We start from the raw sequence: 20,074 nt of genomic DNA on the forward strand, positions 1-20,074 counted from the left end.
GCTTAACTTCTCAAAATTTTTTCCATTATTTTTCCTTTGGCTAATTCATCGATTAATTTGTCTAAATATCGAATTTTTTGCATCAATGGATTTTCAATTTCTTCCACACGATAACCGCAAATCACACCTTTTATTTTAGTTGCATTTGGATTAAACTTTGGTGCATTTTCAAAAAAATCATGAAAGTTAGTTTTCTTCGTTAAAATTTCTTCCAAATCTTTTTCAGTATAACCTGTTAACCAAAAAATAATTTGATCAACTTCCGTTTTTGTTCGGTTTTTCTTTTCTGCTTTTGTGATGTAATGCGGATAAACACTTGCAAAAGACATTTCGATTACACGCTGAAAATTTTTATCATTCATTTTTTAAGAATATTATAGAGGATAAATTTCGACAATTAATTTGATAAAATCTCACTATTTTCATCGATTGTGATTTATAGATTTTGAGTTAAATTTGAGTATGAAATTTTTATTTAGATTTTTAATACTGTTTACGATAATTAGTTTGGTTGGATGTACTTCTGAAACCAAAAAATCACCAATTGATTTTTATTATTGGCGAAGTAATTATTCGGTGAATGAAACAGAGAAAAAAGCGGTTGATTCACTAAAAGTGGAAAATATTTATGTTCGTTTTTTTGATGTGGATAAAAAGTTGAATAAAATTTCTCCAGTTGGAATTATTCAGAATTTTGATGCAACGAAACTCAATGTCAATTATATTCCGACGGTTTTTATTACCAATCAAACTTTTCTGAATACATCAAAAGATCAAATCAAAATTTTAGCAAAAGATGTGTATAATTTTTTGAGTGAAACGGCTGAAAGAGGAAATCTAAAAAGTTTCAATGAAATTCAGATAGATTGTGATTGGACGAAATCTACGCGCGAAAATTATTTTATGTTTTTGTCGGAATTGAAACATATTTCGGGCAAAAAACTTTCGGCAACTTTGCGTTTGCATCAAGTCAAATTTAAAGACAAAGAAGGAGTTCCGCCTTTGGATAAAATGGTTTTGATGTGTTATGCAACCGAAAATCCAACTGATCAATCTGAAAATAATTCGATTTTAGATTTGAAAATAGCAAAAGATTATTTAAAAAACTTGAACGATTATCCAATCAAATTAGATGTTGCTTTGCCAATTTATTCGTGGGCAATTTTGACAAATCATCAAGGAAAAATAAAATTAATCAATTCTTTTTCGGAGCAAGATTTGATAGGAAAACCTGTAAAGAAAATCAGAAATGGATTTTATGAAGTGGAAGATGATTTTTTTGTACGAAATTTTTATGTGAGCAAAGGTTTTACAATAAAAGTTGAAATGATTTCTCCTGAATTATTAATTGAAACAAAATCATTTATCGATACAAAATTATCTTACAATTATCGCTTGATTTATTATCATTTAGACTCAAAATTTTTGAAAACAATACCAACACAATTATGAAAAAAATAGTACTTACTTTATGCTTAACTTTTGGTTTAACCAAAGTATTTGCGTGTGCTGATGGAGGTGGAGAAGATTATTATTACTACAATCTTTTTTCGCAAACTTTAAGCGAAGCGCCTCAATATCAGCCATTTTTGATGACGTTGGATAATCCATATTATACGATGGATGCAAATCAAAAGAATGAGAATATTTTGGATTGGCAAAAAACGTTAGGAATTAGCTATCAGCAAGCGTTTGAGTTGGTTTTTAAAGTATCGAAACAAGAAATTGATTTGATGGTAAAGAATGGAAAATCGTCCAATACGAACTATAATTTTGCGACAACAGATTGGGTAAAAAAGAATAAGCAAAGTTTACTTTACTTGTCGTATGCCAAGTATTTAGAGCCTTATATGGCTTTTTATTATATCGATAATGGTGAATGGTCGTATGTAGATCGTCCAGAAAAAAATGTCAATAATCTAAACTATAGAAAAGTTCTTGAGGTTCTAAAGAAAAGTTGGAATGCAGAAACGGACAAAGAATTAAAAGTTCGTTACGGTTATCAATTGGTGCGTTTTGCGCATTATTTCCACGAATATAAAGACGCTATCAATTATTTTAATATGTATGTGGCGTCGCAAGGACTCAAAAATTCGATGTATTATTATGCGTTAGATCAAAAAGGTGGAGCGGAGCGTGCACTTGGAAATTATATTCAGGCGAATTATGACTTTTTCGAAGTTTTTTCTCATTCGAATGATCGAAAAATGAGTGCTTATCAATCGATGCGCGTGACAGAAGATTTGAATTATGAGAAAATGTTAGCCAATGCCAAAACGATTCAAGAAAAAAATGATTTGTATTTATTGATTGGTTATAATGATTTTTCGAATCCGTTAGCTCCTGCGAAAAAAATTATTGCGAATGATGTAAATGCGCCACAAGCGAGAATTTTATTTGCACGTTCTATTAATTTAATTGAACGCGAATATTTGCAACAAAATCCTGAAGATTATTATTGGAATTCTTCTCAAGAACGAAAAAAATATACAGATTTATATTTACCTGTAAAAACAAATGGCAATTATTACAGTAACCCCGAAGATTCAAAAGATGAAGTTCAGATTAATGAATTGATTGCTCTGGCAAAATCACAAGCGATAAAAGCTGACGACAAAGAATATTGGAAATTATCGGTGGCATATTTGAATTTATTGAACAAAAATTTTGCGGAAACAAAAACGTATTTAACCAAAGTAAATTCAACTTCGAAAGGATTTCAACAACAGAAAAAAGTGATTGAAATTTTATTAGAAATTTTCGAACAAAAGAAAATTACAGATAGTTTTGAGAATCAATTGATGCAAAAATATGCGTCGATTTTGAATTATGAATATCCAAAATTACCAGAAGATGTCTATGGTTATTCGGATGAAGATGATCAAAAAATGAACTTGAAAAATGTGATTTTAGATGTTTTAGCAAATCGATATTTTTTGCAAGGTGACAAAGGAAAAGCATTTTTGATTCATAATGAAATTACACAATTAGGTTCAAATCCAGATTGGGCGATTATCAATGATTTAGATAAATTGGATAAAAAATCGAATAAAACAGCTTTCGAAAAATATTTGATTAATGCAAAAGTAAAATCGAGTTCATGGGATTGGAGAACAAAAAAATCAAAAGAAATTCAGTTTAAATTATCAGATTATTTAGCCGATTTCAAAGGAACATTGTATTTAGGCGAAATGAAATTTGATTTGGCGAAAAAAGAATTTGAGAAGATTGATCAAAAATATCACACGTCAGAAAGTGCTTATTTTGTTTATGATTACGATTATACAACAGAAAAAGAAAGCAAAACTTGGGTAGAAAATCAGTTTGATGGTTATCATAATATTCCGAATAAAATCTTTGGATATAATAAGATTGAATGTTTTAATTGTGACGAAAATCAAGTGATCGCAACTCCTTATTTGAATGAATTTAAATTTATCAAACCAAAAATGTCAAAATTAGAATTGACAAATGCGATGATTGAATTGAATAAAATAGCAAAGAAGAATACCGAAGAAGCTGCAAAAGCGAATTATTTGTTGGGGAATTTCTTTTACAATACGACGACTTTAGGCTATTATCGTTATTTGTTGACATTTGATCGAAACAATGATAATGGACCAAAATTTAATAATTATGGTGATCAATATGAAGCGACAAGCAACTTCTTTTACAAAAGTTTCGGTTGGGGTGGAAACTACGTAGATAATTTTACGCCGTCAGAAAATTATTTGAAAAAAGCTTTTGATTCGACAAAAGACAAAGAAATGAAAGCGCAAATTTTATTTGCATTGTCTAAGAATGAACAAGGAAGATTTTATAATGCAAAAGATCCTGTGTTGAAACGTTTGTACGAAAATCAATATGACAACGAAGATAAAATTTTAGCGTTTAAAGTGGCAAATTATCGTTCTAATTTTAAAAATTTGAAACAATATTCGGACACGAAAACATATCAAGAAATAAAATCAAATTGTAAATATTTCGATTATTACACAAATAACTTTTAATAATTAAAACGCTTCTAATTTTAGGAGCGTTTTTTGTGATGTGATTTTTGACTAAAATAGATTATTATGAAATGTTTTGTAACTCAAGAACCAATTAATCGCTACGAAGCTGTAAAAGGAAAAGAAATTCAGCAAGAGATTTTTAAATTGATTGAGCAAGATTATCCAGCAATTACCGAAGAAGATTATGTTTCGATAAAAATATTGAACAAATATCGTCGTCAATTTTTTGCAAATTTGATTTCGCAAGAAAAAGGTGAAATGGAAAAATTGGATCAAGATGTAGTAGAAGCAATTCGTGATAATTCTATTCTTTCCGAAAATATAAAAGAAAATACATCAAAGCCATTGACAACAGGCGATAGAATCGCAGATAAAGTAGCGTCTTTTGGAGGAAGTTGGACATTTATTATTTCGTTTTTTATTTTCTTATTGGTTTGGATGTTTCTTAATTTTTGGATGTTGCACAACAAAGGTTTTGATCCCTATCCATTTATTTTACTCAATTTGATTTTGTCTTGTTTAGCAGCAATACAAGCTCCAATTATTATGATGAGTCAAAATCGTCAAGAAGATAAAGACCGTGATAGAGCCGAACATGATTATAAAATTAACTTGAAAGCTGAATTGGAAATAAAATTATTAAGCGAAAAAATAGATCATTTATTGGTTCATCAGAATAAGAAATTATTAGAAATACAGGAAATGCAAATCCAATATTTAGAGAATATCGAAAATCAAATTCTTCATACAAAAGATAAAAAAGAAAATAAAAAGGAAGAATAATGGATGATTTTATGTTTAAAGTGGTAAAAGACTTAATTATCTGAACTGAAACATTTCCATTTATTTTTCTTAAATTTGAACTTTGAAAAGTATAAACAAACAAAATAATCAAAATGTCAAAATCATTTGCTCAAATTCCTCACGCTGTTAACGAAGAGGTAAAATCATATGCTCCTGGAACACCAGAGCGTGCGCAATTATTAGACGCTTACAAAAAAATGTTTAACGAGGTAACTGAAGTTCCTCAATACATTGGTTCTGAAGAAATTTTTTCAGGAAATAAAAAAGAAATTCGTCCTCCACATGACCACCAAAAAGTTGTTGGTTATTTCCACGAAGGAACACAAGATGATGTAAGAAAAGCGATTGATACAGCTTTAGCTGCAAAAGAAGCTTGGGTTGCAATGCCTTGGGAAGATAGAGCGGCAATTTTCTTGAAAGCTGCAGATTTGATTGCTGGTCCTTACCGTGCAAAAATAAATGCTGCAACAATGATTGGTCAATCTAAAAATGCAATGCAAGCAGAAATTGATTCAGCTTGTGAGTTGATTGACTTTTTACGTTTCAATGTACAATACATGACAGAAATTTATGCAGATCAACCAATTTCTTCTCCTGGAATTTGGAATCGTGTAGATTATCGTCCATTAGAAGGATTTACTTTCGCAATTACTCCATTCAATTTTACTGCAATCGCTGGTAACTTACCATCTTGTATGGCTTTGATGGGGAACGTTGTAGTTTGGAAACCTTCTGATAAACAAACTTTAGCTGCTAAAGTAACAATGGAAGTGTTCAAAAAAGCTGGTTTACCAGATGGTGTAATCAACATGATCTTAACTGATGGAGCAGAAACTGCAAAAACAGTTTTAGAACACAAAGATTTCGCAGGTTTACACTTCACAGGTTCTACAAAAGTTTTCAATACTTTATGGAAACAAATTGGAGATAACATCAACAATTACAGAACTTATCCACGTATCGTAGGAGAAACAGGAGGAAAAGATTTCGTAATGGTTCACAAATCAGCTTGTCCAACAGAAGTTGCTGTAGGTTTAGTTCGTGGAGCATTTGAATACCAAGGACAAAAATGTTCTGCTGCTTCTCGTGCTTATATTCCATCTAACTTATGGAACGAAGTTGAGAAACAAATGAAAGAAATGTTAGCAACTGTTAGATTAGGATCTCCAGAGGATTTCTCTAATTTCATGACAGCGGTTATCGATAAAAACTCTTTCGAAAAATCTAAAGCATATATCGATCGTGCACAAGCATCTTCTGAAGCTGAAGTTGTAATCGGTGGTACTTATGATGATTCAGTTGGATATTTTGTTCAACCAACAGTTATCAAAGCAACGAATCCTAAATATGAATCAATGGTAGAAGAAATCTTCGGACCTGTATTATCAGTTTATGTTTATGATGAAAATGAATTTGAAGCAACTTTAAAATTAGTTGACGAAACTTCTGCTTACGCATTAACAGGATCAATCTTCGCGAAAGATCGTGCTGCTGTAGAATTAGCTGCTAAAGCATTGAAAAATGCTTGTGGAAATTTCTACATCAACGATAAACCAACAGGTGCAGTTGTAGGTCAACAACCATTTGGTGGAGCGCGTGCTTCTGGTACAAATGATAAAGCAGGTTCTGCAATGAACTTGTTACGTTGGACTTCTGTTCAAACAATCAAAGAAACATTTGTTCCTGCAAAAGATTACAAATACCCATTCTTAGAAAAATAATATTTTCGAGATACAAAATTAGAATAAGCCTTACATTTGTAGGGCTTATTTTTTTGGTATGAATGATAATTCGGAAAAAGCAATCAAAGCTTCAATTTTTAGTATTGTAGGAAACGCTTCTTTGGCTGGAATTAAGTTTTTGGCTGGTTATTTTGGGAATTCTTACGCACTTATTGCAGATGCAATCGAGTCTTCGGCAGATGTTTTTTCTTCTATATTTGTTTTCTTTGGACTAAAGTATTCTGCAAAACCTGCAGATGAAAATCATCCTTATGGACACGGAAAAGCAGAAGCGTTAATCACATTTTTAGTGGTTACTTTCCTTATTGTTTCTGCGATTATCATTGCAAAAGAAAGTATTAACAATATTATTACACCACATCATCAGCCCAAACCATTTACCTTATTAGTTCTTGGAGGAATTATTTTATTCAAAGAATTATCGTTTCAGTATGTAATGCGAAAAAGTGTTGAAACCAATAGTTCTTCTCTAAAAGCAGATGCTTGGCATCATCGTTCGGACGCAATTACATCGTTAATGGCGTTTATCGGAATTTCGATTTCATTGGTAATGGGACCAGGTTGGGAGGCAGCAGATGATGTTGCAGCACTTTTTGCATCAAGTTTTATTTTATATAATGCGTACAAAATCCTTCGACCTGCGTTGGGAGAAATTATGGATGAGCAATTGTACGAAAATGAAATTGAACAAATTAGAGAAATCGCTTCGCATGTTCCGGGTGTTATGGCGACTGAAAAATGTAATGTGCGTAAGAATGGAATGAATTATTATGTCGATTTACATGCAATAGTCGATGGAACGATTTCGGTGGTGGAAGGACATAAAATTAGTCATGATCTGAAAGATGCTGTACAAGCTAAAATGCCACAAGTAAAAGATGTATTAGTGCATATAGAGCCTACTTTTGTCTCGGTTCGAGAATATTTTCGAACAAATCACATCGAAGATAAAAGAGTGGAGGAGTAAAAATAAATTATATTAAATAAAAAAAGAGAAGCAATTGCTTCTCTTTTTGATCTTTTAGTTGGTTAATAAAAAATCATAATATATATAAAAGGTCGATTTTAGAATAATTTGAAACCAATACCAGTACTGATTAACCAAGGATTAAGATCTACATCTGCTGGTACATAAACTTGTTTGTCTAAAGCTGCACCAACTGTAACGTCTGTGTTTAAGTATAATTTTTTAACATCTACGTTCCAGTATAATTTATCATTGATTTTGTAATCAAATCCTAATTGAAATCCGAAACCTACATTGTTTTTGTAATCTACACTAGTTACGGCTGCGTTTCTCCCTTTTCCTTGCCCTTGATCATAGAAGATTGTATAATTAATTCCAGCACCAACATAAGGTTTTAGGTTTTTGGTTGGATACAAATGATATTGTACATTAAGAGTTGGAGGTAACAGCATTACTCGTCCCAAATCTAAATTTCCTAATGCAGTATTTACCGCTACAACTTCGTGTTTAGATGTTCCTAAGATTAATTCGGCCGCGATATTTTTTGTAATATAATAGGTAAAGTCAATTTCTGGAATAAGATTGTTTGTAACTGCTACATTTCCACCTATTGCTTCTATTTTAGCATCTTCCATAGGAACTACACCAGTTGCTCTTACACGCATATGTAATTCACTAGCCTCTTGTCCAAATGAAATTGTTGATGCAAAGATTGCTCCTAATATTAATAGTCCTTTTTTCATAATGTTTATTTTATTTTTCGAAACAAAACTCGGATTAATTCATCCGAATTAAAATGTCAAATATCATTTCCGAAAATGACTTTAAACATTTGTTTTTTTTAAGGATATTATTAACTTAAACACGCTGATAGTCAATTATTTTTAATGAGTAAAAATAATCGTAAAAGAAAAACTTTTCACTTAATAGAAATTTATTACTTTTGGAGGAAAGTCATAAAAAAACAAAAAAACTCAAAAAAATGGATTTCTTAGAAAATGAAAATTTATCATTAATCGCGCAATCGGCAAGAGATTTTGCAAAACAATACATTCAACCGAATATAATGGAGTGGGATGAAGCTCAAACTTTTCCAGTTGAAGTTTTCAAAGAACTTGGAAAAATGGGATTCATGGGAATCGTTGTTCCAGAAGAATATGGAGGAAGTGGTTTGTCATATGATGAATATGTATCAATTGTAGATGAAATTTCACAAGTTGATCCTTCTATTGGTTTGTCTGTAGCGGCACATAATTCACTTTGTACAAATCATATTTTAGAATTCGGTAACGAAGAACAAAAACAACGTTGGTTACCAAAATTAGCAACAGCAGAATGGATTGGTGCTTGGGGATTAACAGAGCACAACACAGGATCTGATGCAGGAGGAATGTCTACAACAGCTGTAAAAGATGGAGATGAATGGGTGATTAACGGAGCAAAAAACTTTATTACACATGCAATTTCTGGTGATGTTGCGGTTGTGATGACAAGAACAGGAGAGAAAGGAGCTAAAAATAACGCGACAGCTTTTGTAATAGAAAAAGGAACGCCAGGTTTTACATCGGGTAAAAAAGAAAATAAATTAGGAATGCGTGCTTCGGAAACGGCAGAGTTAATCTTCGATAACGTACGTGTTTCGGATGCAAATCGTTTAGGAAATGTTGGTGATGGTTTCAAGCAAGCACTTAAGATTTTAGATGGTGGTCGTATCTCGATTGCAGCTTTATCTTTAGGAATCGCGAAAGGAGCATACAAAGCAGCATTGAAATATGCACAAGAGCGTCATCAATTTGGAACTGCAATTGCAAATTTCCAAGCAATTAACTTTAAATTGGCTGAAATGATTACAGAAATCGAAGCTTCAGAATTATTAATTCGTAAAGCATCTTATTTAAAAAATCATAAAAAACCAATGACGACAGAAGGTGCAATGGCAAAATATTATGCATCGGAAGCGTGTGTTAAAATCTCGAATGAAGCAGTTCAAATATTTGGTGGATACGGATATACAAAAGATTTTCCAGTAGAGAAATTCTACCGTGATTCTAAGTTGTGTACAATCGGTGAAGGAACAACTGAGATCCAAAAATTAGTGATTGGAAGAAATATTTTGAAAGATTAATACAAAACGATTTGTTTAATTACTAAAGAGTTGTATATTTGCCATCTCAAAAAGAAATAGATAAAATTATGTTGATTATACCAGTAAAAGACGGAGAGTCAATCGAAAGAGCTCTAAAAAAATACAAAAGAAAATTTGATAAAACAGGTGTTGTACGTCAGTTAAGAGCACGTCAACAATTTACAAAACCTTCTGTTACAAATAGAATTAAGATGAGTAGAGCAATCTACAAACAAGCCTTAATCGAAAAGGAGGAAGCATAAATTGCCGTTTTAAACGATATAAAGAAATTAATTTCTGTTGACCTATTTATTAAAGTTGTAACTTTGATGAATAGGTTTTTTTATGGAATTTATTCAACTATTCTTAGATTATTTAGCGCTCGAGAAAAACTATTCTACGCTAACAATTACTAGCTACAAAAGAGATTTGGACGATTTTGTTGAGTTCTATCAACAAGAAGAAAATTCGTCAGAAATACAACTTGCAACAAAAAATCATATTCGTGCATTTGTGATGCATTTATCAGAATTAGAAAAGTCTGAGAAAACAGTTAATCGCAAATTAAGCGCTTTACGAACGTTTTATAAATATTTGGTCAAAGAAAATCATCTTTCCATTAATCCAATCGAGCAAATTCATTCACTTAAACAAAATAAACAAGTTTTAGTACCTTTTACAGAAGCAGAATTGAATGATTTGTTGAATAATGATGAATTTTTCCCTGACACATTCGAAGGTTTACGTGATCGATTAATGATTGATGTAATGTATCAAACAGGAATTCGACGTGCCGAATTAATTGGTTTGAAAGAAAATGATATCGATCCGAATACACTTTCTATAAAAGTTCTTGGAAAAAGAAATAAAGAACGCATAATTCCTATTTCTACCTTTCTGTTAGAGGATTTGGCGAATTATAACACTAGAAAACATAACGAAATTACTTTACAATGTACGAATGTTTTTGTAACAGAAAAAGGAAAACCTTTGTACGATAATCTTGTTTATTCGAAAGTAAAATACTATCTTAGTCTTATAAGTGTAAAACATAAAAAAAGTCCTCATATGTTGAGGCATTCATTTGCGACTCATATGTTAGATTCAGGAGCAGATCTGAATGCAGTAAAAGATATTTTAGGGCATTCAAGTTTGTCATCGACTCAAATTTATACACATGGGAGTATAGAAAATTTAAAAAAAGTGTTTAACAAAGCTCACCCGCGTGAGAACAAAAAAGAGTAATTATGACAATTAACTTTCAAGCAGTAAACTTCAATACTAAACCAGGTTTAGAGGAGTATTTAGAGAAAAAATTAGAAAAATTAGAAACTTTGTCAGACAAAATCATTGCAGCGAATGTTTCTTTTAAATTAGAGAATACTGCAGAAAAAAATAACAAGACAGTTGATATTAAGTTAGAAGTACCAGGAGATGATATTGTTGTAAGTAAAACAGGACAATCTTTTGAAGAATGTATTGATTTAGCGGTAGATACATTAAAAAAATTAATTATCAGAAAAAAAGAAAAAATTAGCGAAAGATAAAAAATAGGGAATTGACTAAAAAAAGAACCTAAAAATTTGGTTAATTCAAAAAACAACGTAAATTTGCAGTCCGTTAAACAAACATATTTAACGGACTGTTCTTTTAAATAACGCTTTTAAAAACAAAAATGCCGATGTAGCTCAGCTGGCTAGAGCAGCTGATTTGTAATCAGCAGGTCGTGGGTTCGAGTCCCTCTATCGGCTCAAGGTTTTTAGAAGAACAAAAAAATAAGGCGGGGAGATACTCAAGCGGCCAACGAGGACGGACTGTAAATCCGTTGGGTAACCTTCGCAGGTTCGAATCCTGCTCTCCCCACAAACTTAATTTTTAAAATTTTTTGTGGTTTAGGATTTAATCTTTAAATTTGCAAAGCTTTTTAGAAGTGAATGCGGGAATAGCTCAATTGGTAGAGCGTCAGCCTTCCAAGCTGAATGTTGCGGGTTCGAGTCCCGTTTCCCGCTCAAATTCTGGTTCGTCCAGTATAGTTAATCTTTTAAGTAGTTGTTGAAACTCATTTAAACCAAGGTTAACGCGAGTCAAAAATTAATATCTTTATATAAATCAAAAAGTGTACTTTTACACTTGAAAATAATTTAAAGTTATTTTTTTAATTTAAGTATAACAATAGAAATTAATAAAAAGTAAAATGGCAAAGGAAACTTTCAACCGTAATAAGCCGCACTTAAATATTGGTACTATTGGTCACGTTGACCACGGTAAAACAACTTTGACTGCAGCGATTACTAAAGTATTAGCTGATGCTGGTTATTCAGAAGCAAAAGCTTTCGATCAAATCGATAATGCTCCAGAAGAAAAAGAGCGTGGTATTACAATTAATACATCTCACGTAGAGTATGAAACTGCTAACCGTCACTACGCACACGTTGACTGTCCAGGTCACGCGGATTACGTAAAAAACATGGTTACAGGAGCTGCTCAAATGGATGGTGGTATCTTAGTAGTAGCTGCTACTGATGGTCCAATGCCTCAAACTCGTGAGCACATCTTATTATGTCGCCAAGTAAACGTTCCTCGTATCGTTGTTTTCTTAAACAAAGTTGATATGGTTGACGATGCTGAGTTATTAGAGTTAGTAGAAATGGAAGTAAGAGATTTATTATCTTCTTACGAATATGACGGAGATAACACTCCAGTTATCCAAGGATCTGCTTTAGGTGCATTAAACGGTGAGCCTCAATGGGTTGAAACTGTATTAAACTTAATGAACAATGTTGATGAGTGGATTGAGCAACCAGTTCGTGATCAAGATAAACCATTCTTAATGCCAGTAGAGGATGTATTCTCTATTACAGGTCGTGGTACTGTTGCTACAGGACGTATCGAGGCTGGTGTAATTAACTCTGGGGATCCAGTTGACATCGTTGGTATGGGAGAAGAAAAATTAACTTCTACTGTAACAGGTGTTGAAATGTTCCGTAAAATCTTAGATAGAGGTGAAGCTGGTGATAACGTAGGTTTATTATTACGTGGTGTTGATAAAACTGACATCCGTCGTGGTATGGTTATCGCAAAACAAGGATCTGTTAAACCACACAAAAAATTCAAAGCTGAGGTTTATATCTTAACTAAAGAAGAAGGTGGTCGTCACACTCCATTCCATAACCGTTACCGTCCACAGTTCTACGTACGTACAACTGACGTAACAGGGGAAATCAACTTACCAGAAGGAGTTGAGATGGTTTTACCAGGAGATAACTTAACTATTACAGTTGAATTATTACAACCAATCGCATTAAACGAAGGTTTACGTTTCGCAATCCGTGAAGGTGGACGTACAGTTGGTGCTGGTCAGGTAACTGAAATTTTAGACTAATTAGTCAAAATATAATATAGAAGATGTGGTAATCTTCAATGATTACCACTCTTTTTATCTACGGGCATAGTTCAATGGTAGAATAGCGGTCTCCAAAACCGTTGATCAGGGTTCGAATCCTTGTGCCCGTGCTAAATGAAAACGATATGAAAGTCGTACAATATTTTAAAGATTCCTTTGTAGAATTTAAAGATCATGTTACATGGCCATCATTCTCAGATCTACAAAGAGACACAATTATTGTTGCAATAGCTACAGTTTTGTTAGCTATATTTTTATATGCGGTAGATACATTATTCACACAAGTGCTTAACTTTATCTACGGCGCTTTTTAGTTTGTAAAATATCCCGTTTAGTAATTAGAATCATGAGTGAAAAGAAATGGTATGTAATCAAGACTGTAGCTGGACAAGAGCTGAAAGTTAAGGATTATATTGAAAGAGAAATTCAGTACCAAAATTTGAATGATTATGTAGGACAAATTGTTGTTCCTATGGAAAAAGTGATTCAAATCCGTAACGGTAAAAAATATCAAAAGGAAAAAGTACACTTTCCTGGTTACATCATGATAGAAGCCGAACTTGTAGGGGAAATTCCTCACATGGTAAAGAATACATCAGGTGTAATTAGCTTTTTGAGTGCAACGAAAGGAGGTGATCCTGTACCAATGAGACAATCGGAAGTTAACCGAATGTTAGGTAAAGTTGACGAATTAGCAGAAAACGTTGATACAAACTTAGGAATATCTTACATCGTAGGAGAAACTGTAAAAGTAATCGACGGACCATTCAATGGCTTCAACGGAACAGTTGAAAAAATCATTGAAGATAAACGTAAACTTGAAGTGATGGTTTTAATCTTCGGACGTAAAACACCACTAGAGTTAAGTTTTAACCAAGTTGAAAAGATTGCATAATCAATCTATCAACAAATTAAAAGTAGAAATTTAGGCTGCTTCCACATAACGCTTAATTTTAAGAATTAAAAAAATGGCAAAAAAAATTGAAAAAGTTGTAAAACTTCAAGTTAAAGGAGGACAAGCAAATCCTTCGCCACCAGTAGGGCCAGCTTTAGGTGCTGCAGGTGTTAACATCATGGAGTTTTGTAAACAATTTAATGGACGTACACAAGAAAAACAAGGTGCAGTGTTACCAGTTGTTATTACTGTGTATCAAGACAAATCATTCGATTTCGTAATTAAAACTCCACCAGCTGCTATTCAGTTAATGGAAGCTGCGAAATTGAAAAAAGCATCAGGTGTACCAAACCGTCAAAAAGTTGGTACTGTTACTTGGGATCAAGTTAGAGCTATTGCTGAAGACAAATTAGCGGACATGAACTGTTTTACTGTTGAATCTGCTATGAAAATGGTTGCTGGAACTGCACGTTCTATGGGTATAACTGTAAAAGGTGGGCAAGCTCCAGAATAATTAAAACATTTTAGGAAATGGCAAAGTTAACAAAAAGACAAAAAGAAGTATTAGCTAAAGTAGAAAAAAACAAACTTTACTCTATTGATGAAGCATCATCATTAGTAAAGGAAGTTAACTACGCTAAGTTTGATGCTTCTGTAGATATAGCAGTTCGTTTAGGTGTAGATCCTAAGAAAGCTAACCAAATGGTTCGTGGTGTAGTTTCATTACCACACGGAACAGGTAAAGATGTAAAAGTATTAGCATTAGTTACTCCAGACAAAGAAGCAGAAGCTAAAGCAGCAGGTGCAGACTATGTAGGATTAGACGAATACTTACAAAAAATTAAAGAAGGTTGGACAGATGTTGACGTTATCGTTACTATGCCAGCTGTTATGGGTAAATTAGGACCATTAGGACGTGTTTTAGGACCTCGTGGATTAATGCCTAACCCAAAATCAGGTACTGTAACTTTAGAAGTAGGTAAAGCCGTTTCTGAAGTAAAAGCAGGTAAAATCGACTTCAAAGTAGATCGTTACGGAATCATCCACGCTGCAGTTGGTAAAGTATCTTTCGATGCTGATAAAATTAAAGAAAATGCGAATGAGTTAATTCAAACTTTAATTAAATTAAAACCAACAGCTGCTAAAGGAACATATGTAAAAAGCATCACGCTTTCTACAACTCAATCTGTAGGTGTATCAGTAGATCCAAAAAGTGTAAACGCTTAAAATTAGTAGATTATGGCAATGACAAAACAAGATAAAGCAAATATGATAGATGAATTGCAAGCTGTATTAGCAGAAGCAAAAATCATCTACTTAGCAGATATCGACGGATTAAACGCTGTTAATACTACTGAATTAAGAAGAGCTTGCTTCAAAAGCAATGTATCTTTACGCGTAGTAAAAAACACTTTATTAAAGAAAGCTATGGAGCAAATCGAAGACAAAAACTTCGAAGAGCTTTACGGATCTTTAAAAGGAAATACAGCATTAATGACTGCTGAAGTTGGTAATGCACCAGCTAAAGTAATCGATACTTTCAGAAAAAAATCTGAAAAACCTATTTTAAAAGGAGCTTGGATTGAAGATAATACATTCGTAGGTGATGACAAATTACCACAATTAGTAGCATTGAAATCTCGCGAAGAATTAATCGCAGACATCATCATGTTACTTCAATCTCCAATCAAAACTGTTGTTTCTCAATTAGAGAACAAAGAGGCTGCAAAAGCAGAAGAAGGAGCTTCAGAAGAATAAGACACACTCATATCAAATAAAAGTTTAAAAAACAAAAAGCATTAAAATGGCAGATTTAAAAAAATTAGCTGAAGAGTTAGTAAACTTAACAGTTTTAGAAGTTAATGAATTATCTACAATCTTAAAAGATGAATACGGAATCGAACCAGCTGCTGCTGCTGTAGTTGTTGCTGCAGGTGGAGCAGGTGAAGCTGCTGAAGAGCAATCAGAATTCGACGTAATCTTAAAAGAAGCAGGTGCATCTAAATTAGCAGTTGTTAAATTAGTTAAAGAATTAACTGGAAAAGGATTAAAAGAAGCTAAAGATTTAGTAGATTCAACTCCAGCAACAGTTAAAGAAGCAGTTTCTAAAGACGAAGCTGAAGCTTTAAAGAAACAGCTAGAAGAAGCTGGTGCAGTAGTAGAATTGAAGTAATTTTTATTACTCAAAAATATAGGTTTGGACCTAACACAGGACGTGTTAGGTCTAAACCTTTTTACGCATAAAGTCATTATATAAACCAAAATTCATTCGAAATTGGCCACTAAAGCAACATTAAGCAACTCGACTGAGAAAAAAGAAAGATTGAACTTCTCTTCTGCAAAAGCAGTCGCTCAGTTCCCAGATTTCCTTGACATTCAGATCAAATCGTTTGAAGATTTTTTCCAGTTGGAAACAAGACCTGACCAACGAAAAAATGAAGGTCTTTACCGAACATTTGCTGAGAATTTTCCAATTACGGATACTCGCAATCAGTTTGTTTTAGAATTCTTAGATTATTTCGTAGATCCACCACGTTACACAATTGATGAGTGTATCGAAAGAGGATTAACGTACAGCGTACCATTGAAAGCTCGTCTTAAATTGTACTGTACGGACGAAGAACACGAAGATTTCGAAACTGTAGTGCAAGACGTATACTTAGGAACAATTCCTTATATGTCTCCTTCAGGATCATTCATTATTAATGGTGCAGAGCGTGTTATTGTATCTCAATTACACCGTTCTCCTGGGGTATTCTTCGGACAATCTTTCCACGCGAATGGTACAAAATTGTACTCATCTCGTATCATTCCTTTCAAAGGATCTTGGATTGAGTTCGCAACAGACATCAACAGCGTAATGTACGCTTACATCGATCGTAAGAAAAAGTTACCATTAACTACCTTATTACGTGCTATCGGATACGAAAGAGATAAAGATATCTTAGAAATTTTCGACTTAGCAGAAGAAGTAAAAGTTAATAAAGCTAATTTAAAGAAAGTTGTAGGTCGTAAACTTGCTGCACGTGTATTAAATACATGGCACGAGGATTTCGTAGATGAAGATACAGGAGAAGTTGTATCTATCGAGCGTAATGAAATTATCTTAGACCGTGAAACAATCTTAGAGAAAGATCACATCGATCAAATCGTAGATTCTGGTGTTAAGACGATTTTATTACACAAAGAAGACATCAATTCTGCTGATTATGGAATTATCCATAATACTTTACAAAAAGACCCTACTAATACTGAAAAAGAGGCAGTAGAGTATATCTATAGACAATTACGTAACGCTGAGCCACCAGATGAGGAAACAGCAAGAGGAATTATTGACAAATTATTCTTCTCTGATCAACGTTATTCATTAGGTGAAGTAGGTCGTTACAGATTAAATAAAAAATTAGGCTTAAGCATTAGCGAGGACGTACAAGTATTGACTCGTGAAGATATCATTTCGATTATTAAATACTTAATCGAATTAATCAACTCTAAAGCAGAGGTGGATGATATCGACCACTTATCTAACCGTCGTGTAAGAACGGTAGGTGAGCAAATGGCTAGCCAATTCGGAGTAGGTTTAGCTCGTATGGCTAGAACTATCCGTGAAAGAATGAATGTTCGTGACAACGAGGTGTTTACACCAATCGATTTGATTAATGCTAAAACATTATCATCTGTTATCAACTCATTCTTCGGAACGAACCAGTTATCTCAGTTCATGGACCAAACAAATCCATTATCAGAGATTACACACAAACGTCGTTTATCAGCATTAGGACCTGGAGGTTTATCAAGAGAAAGAGCGGGATTCGAGGTACGTGACGTACACCACACTCATTACGGACGTTTATGTCCAATTGAAACTCCTGAGGGACCAAACATTGGTTTGATTTCGTCATTATGTGTATTCGCTAAAGTTAATAACTTAGGGTTCATCGAAACACCGTACAGAAAAGTAGAAGATGGAAAAGTGGACGTCGAATCAGCACCAATCTATTTAACTGCGGAAGAGGAGGAATCAAAAGTAATTGCTCAAGCCAATATCGACATGACAGACGATGGTACTATTGCTACTGAACGTGTAACTGCTCGTGAAGATGGGGATTTCCCTGTTGTAACGCCAGCAGAAGTTGATTTAATTGACGTTGCACCTAACCAGATTGCATCTATCTCAGCATCATTAATTCCTTTCTTGGAGCATGATGACGCCAACCGTGCGTTAATGGGATCGAACATGATGCGTCAGGCAGTTCCATTATTAAAACCTCAAGCACCAATTGTAGGTACTGGATTAGAAAAACAAGTTGCAAAAGATTCAAGAATCTTAGTAAATGCAGAACGTGAAGGTACAGTAACTTATGTTGATGCTGACATTATAACAATTAAATATGATCGCTCAGAAGACGAAGAATTAGTAAGCTTCGATACTGCTGAGAAAACATATAATTTAACAAAATTCAGAAAAACGAATCAAGGAACTACAATTACGTTGAAACCAATTGTAAAAGTTGGTGATCGTGTAGAGAAAGGACAAGTTTTATCTGAAGGTTATGCAACAGAAGGAGGAGAATTAGCAATTGGTCGTAACATGGTTGTTGCCTTTATGCCTTGGCAAGGATACAACTTCGAGGATGCCATTGTAATCTCTGAGAAAGCTGTTCGCGAAGACTGGTTTACATCTATCCACATCGATGAGTATTCATTAGATGTACGTGATACAAAATTAGGTATGGAAGAATTAACTTCAGACATTCCTAACGTTTCGGAAGAGGCTACAAAAGACTTAGACGAAAACGGTATGATCCGTATTGGAGCAGAAGTAAAACCTGGTGATATCTTGATTGGTAAGATTACTCCAAAAGGAGAATCTGATCCAACTCCAGAAGAAAAATTATTACGTGCGATCTTTGGTGACAAAGCAGGTGATGTAAAAGATGCTTCTCTTAAAGCCTCTCCATCATTACGTGGTGTTGTTATCGACAAAAAATTATTCTCACGTAGTATTAAGGATAAACGTAAACGTTCTCAAGACAAAGCTATTATTGATAGTGTAGAAGCTGAGTACGACGTTAAATTCAACGAATTAAGAGAGATTTTATTAGAGAAATTATACGTTTTATTAAACGGAAAAACTTCTCAAGGTATTTACAACGACTTGAACGAAGAAGTAATCAAGAAAGGTGTAAAATACACACAAAAAATCTTATCTAATGTTGAAGATTTCTTAAATTTAACTGGAGCAGAGTCTCTTTGGACAACAGACGAGGATAAGAACGAATTAGTAAAAGAATTGTTACATAATTACAAAATTAAGTACAATGATTTACAAGGAGCACTTAACCGCGAAAGATTTACAATCTCTGTTGGAGACGAGTTACCTGCAGGTATCGTTAAATTAGCAAAAATCTACATTGCGAAAAAACGTAAACTAAGAGTAGGGGATAAAATGGCAGGACGTCACGGTAACAAAGGTATTGTTGCACGTATCGTTCGCGACGAAGATATGCCTTTCTTAGAAGACGGAACGCCAGTAAATATCGTACTTAATCCACTTGGGGTACCATCTCGTATGAATATCGGTCAGATTTATGAAACGGTATTAGGATGGGCTGGACTTAAAATGGGTCAAAAATTTGCTACACCTATCTTCGATGGTGCTGAAATCGCTGATATCGATCGCATCACAGAAGAAGCAGGTATTCCAAAACACGGTACAACATATTTATATGACGGTAATACTGGAGAACGTTTTGATCAAAAAGCTACTGTAGGGGTGATTTACATGTTGAAATTAGGACACATGGTTGACGACAAAATGCACGCGCGTTCTATCGGACCATACTCATTAATTACTCAACAACCATTAGGAGGTAAAGCACAATTCGGTGGACAACGTTTCGGAGAGATGGAGGTTTGGGCATTAGAAGCATTCGGTGCATCTAATATCTTACGCGAAATCTTAACAGTTAAGTCGGATGACGTAATTGGACGTGCGAAAACTTACGAAGCAATCGTAAAAGGAGAGCCAATGCCAGAACCTGGTATTCCAGAATCATTTAACGTATTGTTACATGAATTACAAGGTCTTGGATTAGACATAAACTTGGAAGAATAATAGGGCA

General features: G+C 33.6%; 19 protein-coding genes and 4 tRNA genes. 21 read left to right on the top strand and 2 right to left on the bottom strand.

The window, feature by feature from the left end; genetic code table 11:
* Positions 1-2 precede the first annotated feature (2 nt).
* The gene (locus B3M86_RS12235) at positions 3-362 is read right to left on the bottom strand and encodes a DUF2200 domain-containing protein (RefSeq protein ID WP_219033767.1); all 360 of its coding nucleotides are present in this window, start codon (positions 360-362) and stop codon (positions 3-5) included.
* Between the two features lie 100 nt (positions 363-462).
* Between B3M86_RS12235 and B3M86_RS12240 the strand changes: the two genes are divergently transcribed.
* From B3M86_RS12240 to B3M86_RS12260, 5 genes are all read left to right on the top strand, one after another.
* Positions 463-1,452, top strand: coding sequence for a hypothetical protein (locus B3M86_RS12240; RefSeq protein WP_291047725.1), 990 nt, complete (start codon positions 463-465; stop codon positions 1,450-1,452).
* On the top strand, positions 1,449-4,010 hold the full coding sequence (locus tag B3M86_RS12245) for a hypothetical protein (protein WP_291075991.1): 2,562 nt from the start codon (positions 1,449-1,451) through the stop codon (positions 4,008-4,010). Before B3M86_RS12240 ends, B3M86_RS12245 begins: the two co-directional genes overlap by 4 nt.
* Positions 4,011-4,076: 66 nt before the next feature.
* A complete protein-coding gene (locus B3M86_RS12250; protein WP_291047729.1) occupies positions 4,077-4,796 on the top strand; it encodes a DUF1003 domain-containing protein in 720 nt (239 codons plus the stop codon).
* 113 nt (positions 4,797-4,909) lie between these two features.
* Complete coding sequence (pruA, locus tag B3M86_RS12255) at positions 4,910-6,538, top strand: L-glutamate gamma-semialdehyde dehydrogenase (protein ID WP_219033765.1); 1,629 nt, start codon at positions 4,910-4,912, stop codon at positions 6,536-6,538.
* A gap of 58 nt (positions 6,539-6,596) precedes the next feature.
* Positions 6,597-7,526, top strand: coding sequence for a cation diffusion facilitator family transporter (locus B3M86_RS12260; RefSeq protein ID WP_125349438.1), 930 nt, complete (start codon positions 6,597-6,599; stop codon positions 7,524-7,526).
* A gap of 98 nt (positions 7,527-7,624) precedes the next feature.
* On the opposite strand, the gene B3M86_RS12265 is transcribed toward B3M86_RS12260, so the two are convergent.
* Complete coding sequence (locus B3M86_RS12265; protein WP_286495079.1) at positions 7,625-8,269, bottom strand: OmpW/AlkL family protein; 645 nt, start codon at positions 8,267-8,269, stop codon at positions 7,625-7,627.
* Between the two features lie 239 nt (positions 8,270-8,508).
* Here B3M86_RS12265 and B3M86_RS12270 point away from each other — a divergent pair, with 239 nt between their 5' ends.
* The 16 genes from B3M86_RS12270 (at position 8,509) to rpoB (ending at position 20,067) form a co-directional block, all read left to right on the top strand.
* On the top strand, positions 8,509-9,651 hold the full coding sequence (locus B3M86_RS12270) for an acyl-CoA dehydrogenase family protein (protein WP_038331167.1): 1,143 nt from the start codon (positions 8,509-8,511) through the stop codon (positions 9,649-9,651).
* Positions 9,652-9,719: 68 nt separating this feature from the next.
* Positions 9,720-9,914: a 30S ribosomal protein S21 gene (rpsU, locus tag B3M86_RS12275; RefSeq protein ID WP_038331168.1), complete on the top strand. Its 195-nt coding sequence runs from the start codon at positions 9,720-9,722 to the stop codon at positions 9,912-9,914.
* 82 nt (positions 9,915-9,996) lie between these two features.
* Positions 9,997-10,896, top strand: a complete 900-nt coding sequence (locus B3M86_RS12280) for a tyrosine-type recombinase/integrase (RefSeq protein WP_125349436.1) — start codon at positions 9,997-9,999, stop codon at positions 10,894-10,896.
* Between the two features lie 2 nt (positions 10,897-10,898).
* Positions 10,899-11,198, top strand: a complete 300-nt coding sequence (gene hpf / locus B3M86_RS12285; RefSeq protein ID WP_038331066.1) for a ribosome hibernation-promoting factor, HPF/YfiA family — start codon at positions 10,899-10,901, stop codon at positions 11,196-11,198.
* A gap of 130 nt (positions 11,199-11,328) precedes the next feature.
* A tRNA-Thr gene (locus B3M86_RS12290) sits at positions 11,329-11,402 on the top strand.
* Between the two features lie 31 nt (positions 11,403-11,433).
* Positions 11,434-11,514: transfer RNA gene (locus B3M86_RS12295), tRNA-Tyr, on the top strand.
* Positions 11,515-11,587: 73 nt separating this feature from the next.
* Positions 11,588-11,660 (top strand) — tRNA-Gly (locus B3M86_RS12300).
* A gap of 185 nt (positions 11,661-11,845) precedes the next feature.
* Positions 11,846-13,033, top strand: coding sequence for an elongation factor Tu (gene tuf / locus B3M86_RS12305; RefSeq protein WP_038331067.1), 1,188 nt, complete (start codon positions 11,846-11,848; stop codon positions 13,031-13,033).
* A 60-nt stretch (positions 13,034-13,093) separates the two neighbouring features.
* Positions 13,094-13,164, top strand: a tRNA-Trp gene (locus B3M86_RS12310).
* A gap of 15 nt (positions 13,165-13,179) precedes the next feature.
* A complete protein-coding gene (gene secE, locus B3M86_RS12315; RefSeq protein ID WP_038331172.1) occupies positions 13,180-13,368 on the top strand; it encodes a preprotein translocase subunit SecE in 189 nt (62 codons plus the stop codon).
* 32 nt (positions 13,369-13,400) lie between these two features.
* On the top strand, positions 13,401-13,949 hold the full coding sequence (gene nusG / locus B3M86_RS12320; RefSeq protein WP_219033762.1) for a transcription termination/antitermination protein NusG: 549 nt from the start codon (positions 13,401-13,403) through the stop codon (positions 13,947-13,949).
* A gap of 73 nt (positions 13,950-14,022) precedes the next feature.
* Entirely contained in the window at positions 14,023-14,463 is a 441-nt protein-coding gene (gene rplK / locus B3M86_RS12325; protein ID WP_038331069.1) for a 50S ribosomal protein L11, read from the top strand.
* A 17-nt stretch (positions 14,464-14,480) separates the two neighbouring features.
* Positions 14,481-15,176, top strand: coding sequence for a 50S ribosomal protein L1 (gene rplA / locus B3M86_RS12330; protein ID WP_038331070.1), 696 nt, complete (start codon positions 14,481-14,483; stop codon positions 15,174-15,176).
* 18 nt (positions 15,177-15,194) lie between these two features.
* Complete coding sequence (gene rplJ / locus B3M86_RS12335) at positions 15,195-15,707, top strand: 50S ribosomal protein L10 (protein WP_125349460.1); 513 nt, start codon at positions 15,195-15,197, stop codon at positions 15,705-15,707.
* A 46-nt stretch (positions 15,708-15,753) separates the two neighbouring features.
* Entirely contained in the window at positions 15,754-16,122 is a 369-nt protein-coding gene (rplL, locus tag B3M86_RS12340) for a 50S ribosomal protein L7/L12 (RefSeq protein ID WP_019974307.1), read from the top strand.
* A 102-nt stretch (positions 16,123-16,224) separates the two neighbouring features.
* Positions 16,225-20,067 (top strand): DNA-directed RNA polymerase subunit beta, encoded by a 3,843-nt coding sequence (gene rpoB, locus B3M86_RS12345; protein ID WP_125349434.1) that lies wholly within the window; start codon positions 16,225-16,227, stop codon positions 20,065-20,067.
* The last annotated feature ends 7 nt before the right edge of the window (positions 20,068-20,074 follow it).

The sequence above is a fragment of the Empedobacter sp. UBA6305 genome, assembly GCF_002440405.1.
Classification (GTDB): Bacteria; Bacteroidota; Bacteroidia; order Flavobacteriales; family Weeksellaceae; genus Empedobacter; species Empedobacter falsenii_B.

Excerpts from the sequence above, each read along its gene's own strand:
- pruA (WP_219033765.1), top strand. The coding sequence starts at position 4,910 with ATGTCAAAATCATTTGCTCAAATTCCTCACGCTGTTAACGAAGAGGTA.
- tuf (WP_038331067.1), top strand. The coding sequence starts at position 11,846 with ATGGCAAAGGAAACTTTCAACCGTAATAAGCCGCACTTAAATATTGGT.
- B3M86_RS12245 (WP_291075991.1), top strand. The coding sequence starts at position 1,449 with ATGAAAAAAATAGTACTTACTTTATGCTTAACTTTTGGTTTAACCAAA.
- secE (WP_038331172.1), top strand. The coding sequence starts at position 13,180 with ATGAAAGTCGTACAATATTTTAAAGATTCCTTTGTAGAATTTAAAGAT.
- rplL (WP_019974307.1), top strand. The coding sequence starts at position 15,754 with ATGGCAGATTTAAAAAAATTAGCTGAAGAGTTAGTAAACTTAACAGTT.
- rplK (WP_038331069.1), top strand. The coding sequence starts at position 14,023 with ATGGCAAAAAAAATTGAAAAAGTTGTAAAACTTCAAGTTAAAGGAGGA.
- B3M86_RS12250 (WP_291047729.1), top strand. The coding sequence starts at position 4,077 with ATGAAATGTTTTGTAACTCAAGAACCAATTAATCGCTACGAAGCTGTA.
- B3M86_RS12235 (WP_219033767.1), bottom strand. The coding sequence starts at position 362 with ATGAATGATAAAAATTTTCAGCGTGTAATCGAAATGTCTTTTGCAAGT.
- B3M86_RS12240 (WP_291047725.1), top strand. The coding sequence starts at position 463 with ATGAAATTTTTATTTAGATTTTTAATACTGTTTACGATAATTAGTTTG.
- hpf (WP_038331066.1), top strand. The coding sequence starts at position 10,899 with ATGACAATTAACTTTCAAGCAGTAAACTTCAATACTAAACCAGGTTTA.
- B3M86_RS12265 (WP_286495079.1), bottom strand. The coding sequence starts at position 8,269 with ATGAAAAAAGGACTATTAATATTAGGAGCAATCTTTGCATCAACAATT.
- nusG (WP_219033762.1), top strand. The coding sequence starts at position 13,401 with ATGAGTGAAAAGAAATGGTATGTAATCAAGACTGTAGCTGGACAAGAG.
- rplA (WP_038331070.1), top strand. The coding sequence starts at position 14,481 with ATGGCAAAGTTAACAAAAAGACAAAAAGAAGTATTAGCTAAAGTAGAA.
- rpsU (WP_038331168.1), top strand. The coding sequence starts at position 9,720 with ATGTTGATTATACCAGTAAAAGACGGAGAGTCAATCGAAAGAGCTCTA.
- B3M86_RS12270 (WP_038331167.1), top strand. The coding sequence starts at position 8,509 with ATGGATTTCTTAGAAAATGAAAATTTATCATTAATCGCGCAATCGGCA.
- B3M86_RS12280 (WP_125349436.1), top strand. The coding sequence starts at position 9,997 with ATGGAATTTATTCAACTATTCTTAGATTATTTAGCGCTCGAGAAAAAC.
- rplJ (WP_125349460.1), top strand. The coding sequence starts at position 15,195 with ATGACAAAACAAGATAAAGCAAATATGATAGATGAATTGCAAGCTGTA.
- B3M86_RS12260 (WP_125349438.1), top strand. The coding sequence starts at position 6,597 with ATGAATGATAATTCGGAAAAAGCAATCAAAGCTTCAATTTTTAGTATT.